The organism is Vibrio sp. Vb2131 (genome assembly GCF_033338535.1).
Taxonomy (GTDB): Bacteria; Pseudomonadota; Gammaproteobacteria; order Enterobacterales; family Vibrionaceae; genus Vibrio; species Vibrio alginolyticus.
The window spans coordinates 45,298-54,857 of the sequence record NZ_JAWOSW010000025.1 but is presented as its reverse complement, the minus strand read 5'-3'; the positions used below and the strand labels follow the sequence as shown (position 1 = coordinate 54,857).

Genomic DNA, 9,560 nt, shown 5'->3' with positions numbered 1-9,560 from the left:
TGTTTTACCGTGGTCAACGTGGCCGATAGTACCAACGTTAACGTGCGGTTTCGTACGTTCAAATTTTTCTTTAGACACGATCGTGTTCCTTCCTAGTTATGATTCGTCGTGATCATTATTGATCGACGACGCGCCAGAAATTGTTATTTTATGCGCCAACGCCCGTTAGCGCAATATTTGGACGCCCTGATCTCGCAAAAAGTCGTAAACTTTTTGCAGTTCAATCGTCAATTAGTAACCACGCTCTGCAATAATTTTATCTGCGAAGTTTTTCGGCACTTCAGCGTACTCGTGAAACTCCATAGAGTAAGACGCACGGCCTTGAGTTGCAGAACGTAGATCAGTTGCGTAACCGAACATTTCGGATAGTGGTACTTGAGCACGGATGATCTTAAGACCAGCCACACCTTCGTCCATGCCTTCAATGATACCGCGACGACGGTTTAGGTCACCAACAACGTCACCCATCCAGTCTTCCGGAGTGGTTACTTCGACATTCATCATAGGTTCTAGAATCACAGGTTGTGCTTCTAGTGCACCTTTCTTGAATGCCATCGAGCCAGCGATCTTAAACGCCATCTCGCTTGAGTCTACATCGTGGTAAGAACCATCAAATAGTGTAGCTTTAATATCTAGTACAGGGTAACCCGCTAGAACACCACTATTCATTTGCTCTTCGATACCTTTCGATACCGAACTGATGTATTCCTTAGGAATCACACCGCCCACGATTTCGTCTACGAATACGAAACCTTCACCAGGCTCTGAAGGCTCAAGTTTGACCCAAACATGACCGTATTGACCACGACCACCTGATTGACGAACAAACTTACCTTCAACTTCCGCTTTACCACGAATGGTTTCACGGTAAGCAACCTGAGGTTTACCAACGTTACAATCAACGCTGAATTCACGCTTCATACGATCAACGATAATGTCTAGGTGAAGTTCACCCATACCTGAGATCAGAGTCTGACCTGATTCGTCGTCCGTTTCCACGCGGAATGATGGATCTTCCGCTGCTAGTTTACCTAGCGCGATAGCCATTTTCTCTTGGTCTGCCTTAGAACGAGGCTCTACAGCAATCTGAATAACTGGTTCAGGGAACTCCATGCGCTCTAGAATCACTTTGTGGTTCTGATCACACAGTGTGTCACCTGTTGTTACGTCTTTCAGACCGATAGCAGCTGCAATATCACCAGCGCGAACTTCTTTCACTTCTTCACGCTTATTCGCATGCATCTGAACGATACGACCGAAACGCTCTTTCTTCTCTTTTACTGAGTTGTAAACAGCGTCACCCGAGTTTACAACACCGGAGTAAACACGCATGAAAGTTAGCGTGCCCACGAATGGGTCAGTCGCAATCTTAAACGCTAGCGCTGAGAAAGGTTCGTTGTCGTCAGCATGACGCTCAACTTCATTTTCTCTTTCGTCGACACCTTTAATTGCAGGTACGTCAACAGGCGATGGCAAGAACTCAACTACTGCATCCAGTACCGCTTGAACACCTTTGTTCTTAAACGCACTACCACAAGTAGCCAGTACGATTTCGTTATTTAGTGTGCGAGTACGTAGAGCTTGTTTGAGCTCAGCTTCAGTCAATTCACCTTCTTCAAGGTACTTGTCCATCAGCTCTTCGCTAGCTTCAGCAGCGGATTCAACCATGTGGTTGCGCCACTCTTCAGCAAGTTCAATCATGTCAGCTGGGATGTCTTCGTAAGTAAACGAAGTGCCTTGATCGGCATCATTCCAGTTGATCATTTTCATCTTGATAAGGTCGATGACACCTCTGAACTCATCTTCCGCACCAACGTTCAGCTGGATTGGAACAGGAGTCGCACCAAGACGATTCTTAATTTGGTTCACAACGCGTAGGAAGTCTGCGCCCGCACGGTCCATCTTGTTTACAAATACCAAACGTGGAACGTGGTATTTGTCTGCTTGACGCCATACAGTTTCAGACTGAGGTTCAACACCAGATGAGCCACAGAACACAACCACAGCACCATCAAGTACACGAAGAGAACGCTCTACTTCGATAGTAAAGTCAACGTGTCCAGGGGTATCAATGATGTTTACGCGATGCTCAGGGAACTGTGCTTCCATACCACGCCAGAATGTAGTAGTCGCAGCGGATGTGATAGTGATACCACGCTCCTGCTCCTGCTCCATCCAGTCCATGGTTGCTGCACCATCGTGAACTTCGCCGATTTTGTGAGAAAGGCCAGTGTAGAACAGAATACGCTCAGTTGTGGTTGTTTTTCCTGCATCTACGTGAGCACAGATACCGATATTACGGTATAGCTCAATAGGAGTTTTACGAGCCACGATTGTATCCTCTTACTAAGGTGTACCTTAGAGTATAGAAAAGTGCTGCGAGAGAACCTCGCAGCACAGAAGGTATTACCAACGGTAATGAGCGAACGCTTTGTTTGCGTCAGCCATGCGGTGAACGTCTTCACGTTTCTTAACCGCAGTACCTTTGTTCTCAGACGCGTCTAGCATTTCAGCAGCTAGGCGTTGAGCCATAGATTTTTCACCACGCTTGCGCGCAGCTTCAACCAACCAACGCATAGCAAGTGCGTTACGGCGAACCGGACGTACTTCTACAGGTACTTGGTAAGTTGAACCACCAACACGGCGAGATTTAACCTCTACCGCTGGGCGAACGTTTTCAAGAGCTTCTTCAAAAATAGCTAAGTGGTCTTTACCAGACTTTTCAGCCATAGCATCTAGTGCAGTGTAAACGATTTTCTCTGCAGTAGATTTTTTACCGTCAACCATTAGGATGTTAACGAATTTTGCCAGCAATTCAGATTTGAATTTTGGATCTGGAAGGATCTTACGCTGACCAATGACGCGACGACGTGGCATGGATTTATCTCCGTTGTCTTCTTCAGGTTTTATCCAAAACTTTTCAGTTTTTTCAAAAAATTAAAAATAATTTAGTGTTTGGCCTTACTTAACGGAATCCATTAAGACTTAGGACGCTTCACACCGTACTTAGAACGACCTTGTTTACGGTCATTTACGCCAGCACAGTCTAGTGCGCCGCGAACAGTGTGGTAACGCACACCTGGAAGGTCTTTAACACGACCACCACGGATTAGAACAACTGAGTGCTCTTGAAGGTTGTGACCTTCACCGCCGATGTACGATGTAACTTCGAAGCCGTTTGTCAGACGTACACGACAAACTTTACGAAGTGCTGAGTTAGGTTTTTTAGGTGTAGTAGTGTAAACACGAGTACATACACCACGTTTTTGTGGGCACGCTTCTAGTGCAGGCACGTTGCTTTTAACAACTTGCTTTGCACGTGGCTTACGTACCAACTGGTTAATAGTTGCCATTAACTAGCTCCTGATTTACTTGAAAGTAAGCTTTGTGAAAAATCTATCCCCAACTGCCAATGCAGTTAGGGACGCAAAATTCTATGCAGCAGTGAGAGGTGTGTCAAGAAATATACGGATCTTTTTTGTTCAATTAGAACAATTCATCCGTAAAGCTTTGTCGACAGCAAATCTTGTTCAATCCCAAGTTAGGGATTTATCCTGTTTTGCTGTTAGTTCAACGAAGCCTGAGTAATTCACAATCGTCAGCGATGGACTGATACGATTTGCAATACCGCGAGCTTGCGCATCGCTCTCTAACACAAATACGCTGCGGTTTTTTAGATGGGAAAATGCTTTATGTTGCGAGTTAGCAGCGTACACTGCATCTTCTATAAGTAAGATGTTATCCTGTTCACTGCATAAGGGCATGGCGTCTTCTAGAGCAGAGACTGTTTTTATGATGTGTAACATAACTTCCTCAAAAAGACAGTAGCTTGCCAGCGTGTTGTAACTTATCTTTGAGCTGTTCTGAGCTTAACGCTTGGGCTTCAATGACTAAATCCGCTTGCGCCAAACCTCGCTGGGTTAACGACTCTGAACACACAAAGACTTGTTCGATGTCGTATAAATCGAAAAGCTTTAACATCGGCGCGTAATCTTTACTCAAAATATTGTTGGGGTCTTGCCCGAGTAGAAGCTGGTATACCCCGTCACCCATGAAAATGACGCTGATATCTTCACAGTAAGCCGACGCGGCTAACAGTGCATCCACACCTTCACGACCAGCTGCACAGCCATGTGGCGCACTACGAAATAGATAAGTTAACTGACTCAAAACTGTACCACTCTGTCTTGGGTTAACATCGCTTCAGCTAGGCTACCTAAGCCTGCTTGTTCAAAACCATCGGCTAGATTGTTCTGAACCAAACCATGTTGATTCGCTTCTTCTTCACTTACAATCCCGCGACGCAAAGCGGCCGCGACACAAGTTTCTAGGCGAACACCATGCTCTTTAGCCAAAGACTGCCACGCCTTATTGAGATCAAATTCATCGTTGGCTGGCACACTCAAAGCAGTACCATTAGTCACACCATCTTGATAAAAGAAGACGCTCACTAGCTGATGGCCTTGCTCTATCACCGCTTTGGCGAACTGATAAGCACTGCGCGCTGACTGGCTGCCATAAACGGGACCATTCACCACTAACGTGTAAGTCAGTTTACTCACCTTTCATCATCCTCGGTTTTACGTTGACGAATGTACAAGTAAACGGTGTGTTTTGAAATATTAAGGCGATCCGCGACACGGTTGATGGCATCTTTAATATCGAAGATACCTTTGTCGTACAACTCCATCACGATCTGGCGATTTTTGGTGTTGTTAGACACGGATTTATCCGCATTGATCTCTTCGATGGTGCGTTCAACAGTTTGGTCCACCAGCTCTTCTACGTCACTAGCAAAGTTGACCGAGGAAGCCGCTTCTTTCGCTTCTTGCGTCGGCATGAAAGACTGAAGAACTTGCGAGAAAGGCGCATCCAAGTTGACGTTGATACACAACAAACCAATCACGCGATTTTCGCCATTACGAATGGCGACAGTAATCGACTTCATCAACACGCCACCTTTTGCACGGGTAAAGTACGAACGTGAGAAGTTGCGCTCCGAGCCTTCGATGTCTTTTAGCATCTTAAGCGCTAAATCAGTGATTGGTGAGCCGACTTGGCGCCCCGTGTTTTCACCGTTAGCGATTTTAATTGCAGAGGTATTTAAGTCTTCTAGAGAGTGAAGAACGATTTCACAAAATGGACCTATCAGGCTGGCGATACCATCCACGACCGCCTCATAAGATCTTAAAATGATTTTGTCGTGCTCGGTAAACGGCATCACGTTAACGGATTCCATTTCGAGCAACATCTCCGCGTTTATTGTTTCTGTAGTTGTCATAAGCCTTCGAGCGAAAAATCAACAAATTGGTGTAAGTTTATCAGAAAATTTGAAAAGCAACCTAGCAAACTCACCAACTAGTGACCTAGAACAAAAAAGGCCCGTTAAACGGACCTTTTTCAATAACTTATCGCAGCTTATTGTTATTGCTCTGCGTTGTCGTTCTCAACTTTTAGCAGCTCAACTTCAAATACTAGCGTTGAGTTAGCAGGAATGCTTGGTGTGTCTTGGTCACCGTATGCTAGCTCTGGCGGGATAACGAATTTGAATTTAGAACCCACAGGCATTAGCTGAACACCCTCTGTCCAACCTGGGATTACACGGTTAAGTGGGAACGTTGCAGGTTCACCACGATCGTATGAGCTGTCGAACTGAGTACCGTCGATCAGAGTACCTTTGTAGTGTACTTGAACCGTATCAGTGTCTTTTGGCTTCTCACCTTCAGCTGGTGTCATTACTTGGTATAGAAGACCTGTATCTGTCTTCACTACGCCTTCTTGCTTCTCAAACTCAGCTCGGAAATCATCGCCAGCTTTTTTCGCTTCAGCTGCTTTCTCAGCCGCTTGTGCTTGCATCTTTTCTGCAACACGCTTGTCTAGAGATTCTAGTGCTGCACGTGTTTCTTCTTCATTCAATTCAGCATTGCCTTTGAAGACGTCTTCGATACCTTTTAGTACCAAATCTTTGTTAAGATTAATGCCGATTTCGCTTGGCTTGTCGATGCTTGTGCTTAGGTAGTTAGCAAATGAAACACCGATTGCGTATGCCGCTTTGTCGTCGTCGGTTTTAAAGTGAACCGCTTTACCGGTTTCTGCTTGAACTTGTTCTGCTTGAGGTGCGGTTTCTGTTTTAGTTTCTTCTTTCTGACAACCTACCGCTAGCATAACTGTTGCAGCAAGTAGCGACACTTTTAAAACTGATTTCATTAAATTCTCCCAATAATGGCTCTGCCATTGGTTGTTGTGCACAAATCTTCTATGAGACTAGTGAAGACAATCGTTATACCAATATACTAGCTATATGTCTTAAGACACAAACCGGATTATTAGATGTGATGCAAAGAATTTTTCATTTATTCCTATATTTAATTGTCATCACCACGTTAAATGGTTGCTTTTTCGCCGAGCGTGAAGTGCAGCGTTGGCCGATAGAACCTCAAGGTGCGACGAGCTTCGCACTTAGCAGAGATGGACGGTTTGCTCTGCTCTATTCTCAACAGCGTCATTTGATGTTGTGGGACCTAGAGCAAAATGAACAACTAGCCAACCTGGGTGAACTCGATGCCGATGCCAATGTGGTTTCCCATATCCGCATATCTGACAATGGTCGCTACGCAATTACAGCAAGCCAAATGAACTTCGCAGTTTGGGACCTAGGCTGGACGCAATCCGAAGGCCTTTGGTCTATTTCTGATGCGCTCATTCGCGACGTTGATATCACCAGTAATGGTGAACAAGTTCTGCTTGGGTTATCCAACGGTAAAGCAATTTATGTCAACTTAGTCACCGGGCGTCGCATGGAGTTCCTTGCGCATCGTGAAAAAGTCAATTCCGTGGCCATTTCTCCTAATGGGCGCTTCGCCCTAACCGGAGGTAATGACTATAAAGCGTATCTGTGGGATACCGAAACCGGACAAGTACTACGAACCTTCGAACATGAACAACGAATTGTTCGCGTGGCCCTGCAAAGAGATGGAAAATTAGCAATGACATCTGATGGCGGAAACCAAGCGATTGTTTGGAATTTAAAAACTGGACAAGAAGTCACACAGTTGAGCAGTTGGTCACGCCAATTAATTTTCTCTACCGCACGATTTTCTGACGACGGGACTCAACTAGTCACAGGAAGCCCTTCTGGCCGTGTGTCGATATGGGATACTCAAACCGGAAAACGAATGAGTGGATTTGAAGTGGAGCCCAAAAAAGACACTCGCCCTCCCCGTGCGGTCGTGTATGATGCAGCCTTTGATTCAAAACAACGCGTAATTACTGCTACTTCAGCAGGTATTGCCCAAGCTTGGCAGTTAGAGAACGGATCATGACAGAAAAAATCATTCAGCAATTGGAAGCACGCATTAATGACTTAGAATGTCAGCTTGCGTTCCAAGAACAGACTATTGAAGATCTGAACGGAGCTTTATCGCAGCAACAACTGCAAATTACCAAGATGCTCGATCAGATGAAATATGTGGTAGGTAAAGTAAAAAATATGGACTCGTCGAATTTAGCCGATCCGTCAGAAGAAACCCCACCACCGCATTATTAAAATGCAGGCTCAAATAGCATAAAGCCCAGAACATGTTCTGGGCTTTGTTGTATTAATTACTTAAGAAGGTACTCAAGAGGAAGCTATTCGTCGGCGTAGATTTTAACGCTCAGCTCGCCTTGCGTATTAATGCCTGCTCGGTACATGCCAGAACTGTTCATCGCAAAGTGCATCTCACCTTTAGCATCAATGGCAATCAAACCGCCCTCTCCGCCCATCTGTTTGAGATCACCTTGGATAATGTGTTCACAAGCCGTATGAATATCTTCTTGTAAGTAACGCATACGTGCTGCAACGTCTTCCGCAACACGTTTACGAATAAAGAACTCGCCGACACCCGTAGTGGAAACTGCCACGACGCCATTTTCGGCCACCGTACCACAACCAATAAGAGCCGAATCTCCGACTCGGTTGTATTTCTTATTCGTCACGCCACCCGTACTGGTGGCAGCGGCTAAGTTGCCTTGTTGATCTAACGCTACCGCACCAACCGTACCGTGCTTACGGTCATCTGGGTAACGGGACTCGGAAAGAGCAAACAAGCCTTTCTCACGCATAGAAATCAGTTGTTCATAACGACGATCAGTGAAGAAGTAATCTTGCTCGGTATACTCATGGCCTTGCTCAAAAGCAAACTTCTCTGCGCCCTCACCCACCAACAGCACATGATTGCTGTTTCGCATCACGTCACGAGCGAGCTCAATTGGGTTTCTGATATGACGAACCCCAGCGACCGCGCCTGCTGCAAGGTTTCGCCCATCCATCACAGAAGCGTCCATTTCAACCATTTCGTTGTTGGTCAGCACTGAGCCTTTACCCGCATTAAAGTTAGGAGAGTCTTCCAATACTTTCACTGCCGCTACGACGGCATCTAAGGCTTCACCGCCCGTGTCTAGAATTTGATGTCCCGCTTTTACCGCAGCTTCTAAATCCGCCAAGATGGATTGTTGCAGCTCATCGCTCATCTGTTCACGCAAGATGGTGCCCGCACCACCATGAATGGCAATCGAGAAAGGTTTCGTCATCACTTTGTCCAACTGTTATTCCTTGTATGGTTGGCACTACACCTTAGATAAACAAAAAGCGCAAGTTGAAAACTCAACTTGCGCTTTTCAAAGCTTTGCTAGATAAGATTATCTAGTGAAGGAGCTTATGATTAGTGAGAACCACAGCTACCGCCGCCACAGCAGCCGCCTTCTTCTTCGTGATCGTGGTCATGATCGTGACCACCACAACAGCCACCACCTTGGTGGATGTGACCGTGTTCGATCTCTTCTGCTGTTGCTTCACGTGTAGACATAACTTCTACTTCGAAAGTTAGTGTTTGACCAGCTAACATATGGTTACCGTCAACAACCACTTCGTTGCCGTCAACTTCTGTTACTTCAACAGGGATTGGACCTTGGTCAGTGTCAGCTAGGAAGCGCATGCCCACTTCGATTTGCTCAACGCCTTGGAACACGTCCGCAGGAACGCGCTGTACTAGCGCATCGTTGTGCTCACCGTAAGCTTCTTCAGGAGCTACCGTTACTGAGAACTTGTCGCCAGCCACTTTACCTTCAAGTTCTTTTTCAAGACCTGTGATTAGGTTGTTGTGACCGTGAAGGTAATCTAGAGGTGCTTCTGCTGTTGATTGATCAACAACGACACCGTCTTCCATCATTACTTTGTATGCAAGGCTTGCAACAACGTTCTTTTCAATTTTCATACTAACTCCAGGGAGATTAATTGACTTAACCTGAATGGGGTTAAGTACTGAGATATCTGGGTGTATTATGGGGATCAATTATCGAAGTTCAATTATTCCGGCTTAAAAATTCCGATCATTTCCTGATCTGAGTGTTTATTTTTCTCTACAGATTGTGGTTTACGCTGCTCTGTAAACTCACACTCGACACACTCAACTAATTCGATGTTATTTTCAATCCACCAGCGCAGGGTATCTTGCTGGCTGCAATTTGGGCAGCTAGCGCCGGCAATAAAACGTTTCTTGATTTTCACGCTATTTCCTTAG

Annotated in this window: 13 protein-coding genes; 2 read left to right on the top strand and 11 right to left on the bottom strand. The window is 45.6% G+C overall.

From position 1 onward, the window contains the following. Nucleotides 1-231: 231 nt before the first annotated feature. The 8 genes from fusA to fkpA all read right to left on the bottom strand — a co-directional run bounded on the left by fusA (nucleotide 232) and on the right by fkpA (nucleotide 6,207). The gene (gene fusA / locus R7E38_RS20755; RefSeq protein WP_005382794.1) at nucleotides 232-2,331 is read right to left on the bottom strand and encodes an elongation factor G; all 2,100 of its coding nucleotides are present in this window, start codon (nucleotides 2,329-2,331) and stop codon (nucleotides 232-234) included. Between the two features lie 75 nt (nucleotides 2,332-2,406). Next, a complete protein-coding gene (gene rpsG, locus R7E38_RS20750) occupies nucleotides 2,407-2,877 on the bottom strand; it encodes a 30S ribosomal protein S7 (protein WP_005382796.1) in 471 nt (156 codons plus the stop codon). A gap of 101 nt (nucleotides 2,878-2,978) precedes the next feature. Next, nucleotides 2,979-3,353 (bottom strand): 30S ribosomal protein S12, encoded by a 375-nt coding sequence (gene rpsL / locus R7E38_RS20745; RefSeq protein ID WP_004399892.1) that lies wholly within the window; start codon nucleotides 3,351-3,353, stop codon nucleotides 2,979-2,981. 177 nt (nucleotides 3,354-3,530) lie between these two features. Beyond that, on the bottom strand, nucleotides 3,531-3,806 hold the full coding sequence (gene tusB, locus R7E38_RS20740; protein WP_115386340.1) for a sulfurtransferase complex subunit TusB: 276 nt from the start codon (nucleotides 3,804-3,806) through the stop codon (nucleotides 3,531-3,533). A 7-nt stretch (nucleotides 3,807-3,813) separates the two neighbouring features. Beyond that, nucleotides 3,814-4,170, bottom strand: a complete 357-nt coding sequence (gene tusC, locus R7E38_RS20735) for a sulfurtransferase complex subunit TusC (RefSeq protein WP_054702275.1) — start codon at nucleotides 4,168-4,170, stop codon at nucleotides 3,814-3,816. Continuing rightward, on the bottom strand, nucleotides 4,167-4,562 hold the full coding sequence (gene tusD, locus R7E38_RS20730) for a sulfurtransferase complex subunit TusD (protein ID WP_017821752.1): 396 nt from the start codon (nucleotides 4,560-4,562) through the stop codon (nucleotides 4,167-4,169). Before tusD ends, tusC begins: the two co-directional genes overlap by 4 nt. After that, nucleotides 4,559-5,281: a transcriptional regulator gene (locus tag R7E38_RS20725; protein WP_005382804.1), complete on the bottom strand. Its 723-nt coding sequence runs from the start codon at nucleotides 5,279-5,281 to the stop codon at nucleotides 4,559-4,561. Before R7E38_RS20725 ends, tusD begins: the two co-directional genes overlap by 4 nt. 143 nt (nucleotides 5,282-5,424) lie before the next feature. Further along, nucleotides 5,425-6,207 (bottom strand): FKBP-type peptidyl-prolyl cis-trans isomerase, encoded by a 783-nt coding sequence (gene fkpA, locus R7E38_RS20720; RefSeq protein WP_017821751.1) that lies wholly within the window; start codon nucleotides 6,205-6,207, stop codon nucleotides 5,425-5,427. A gap of 128 nt (nucleotides 6,208-6,335) precedes the next feature. Here fkpA and R7E38_RS20715 point away from each other — a divergent pair, with 128 nt between their 5' ends. Next, entirely contained in the window at nucleotides 6,336-7,322 is a 987-nt protein-coding gene (locus R7E38_RS20715) for a WD40 repeat domain-containing protein (protein ID WP_017633742.1), read from the top strand. After that, entirely contained in the window at nucleotides 7,319-7,546 is a 228-nt protein-coding gene (locus R7E38_RS20710) for a SlyX family protein (protein ID WP_005381455.1), read from the top strand. Before R7E38_RS20715 ends, R7E38_RS20710 begins: the two co-directional genes overlap by 4 nt. 83 nt (nucleotides 7,547-7,629) lie before the next feature. On the opposite strand, the gene R7E38_RS20705 is transcribed toward R7E38_RS20710, so the two are convergent. The 3 genes from R7E38_RS20705 to R7E38_RS20695 form a co-directional block, all read right to left on the bottom strand. Then, the gene (locus R7E38_RS20705) at nucleotides 7,630-8,571 is read right to left on the bottom strand and encodes an isoaspartyl peptidase/L-asparaginase family protein (RefSeq protein ID WP_085570109.1); all 942 of its coding nucleotides are present in this window, start codon (nucleotides 8,569-8,571) and stop codon (nucleotides 7,630-7,632) included. A 131-nt stretch (nucleotides 8,572-8,702) separates the two neighbouring features. After that, nucleotides 8,703-9,254 (bottom strand): peptidylprolyl isomerase, encoded by a 552-nt coding sequence (slyD, locus tag R7E38_RS20700; protein WP_005381451.1) that lies wholly within the window; start codon nucleotides 9,252-9,254, stop codon nucleotides 8,703-8,705. Nucleotides 9,255-9,346: 92 nt separating this feature from the next. Then, nucleotides 9,347-9,547 carry a YheV family putative zinc ribbon protein gene (locus tag R7E38_RS20695; RefSeq protein ID WP_005381449.1) on the bottom strand — a complete coding sequence of 67 codons (201 nt, stop codon included), beginning with the start codon at nucleotides 9,545-9,547 and terminating at the stop codon, nucleotides 9,347-9,349. Between the last annotated feature and the right edge of the window lie 13 nt (nucleotides 9,548-9,560).

Coding starts and splice junctions, on each gene's coding strand:
- rpsG (WP_005382796.1), bottom strand. CDS start 2,877: ATGCCACGTCGTCGCGTCATTGGTCAGCGTAAGATCCTTCCAGATCCA.
- rpsL (WP_004399892.1), bottom strand. CDS start 3,353: ATGGCAACTATTAACCAGTTGGTACGTAAGCCACGTGCAAAGCAAGTT.
- tusB (WP_115386340.1), bottom strand. CDS start 3,806: ATGTTACACATCATAAAAACAGTCTCTGCTCTAGAAGACGCCATGCCC.
- R7E38_RS20725 (WP_005382804.1), bottom strand. CDS start 5,281: ATGACAACTACAGAAACAATAAACGCGGAGATGTTGCTCGAAATGGAA.
- fkpA (WP_017821751.1), bottom strand. CDS start 6,207: ATGAAATCAGTTTTAAAAGTGTCGCTACTTGCTGCAACAGTTATGCTA.
- R7E38_RS20715 (WP_017633742.1), top strand. CDS start 6,336: ATGCAAAGAATTTTTCATTTATTCCTATATTTAATTGTCATCACCACG.
- R7E38_RS20710 (WP_005381455.1), top strand. CDS start 7,319: ATGACAGAAAAAATCATTCAGCAATTGGAAGCACGCATTAATGACTTA.
- R7E38_RS20705 (WP_085570109.1), bottom strand. CDS start 8,571: ATGACGAAACCTTTCTCGATTGCCATTCATGGTGGTGCGGGCACCATC.
- slyD (WP_005381451.1), bottom strand. CDS start 9,254: ATGAAAATTGAAAAGAACGTTGTTGCAAGCCTTGCATACAAAGTAATG.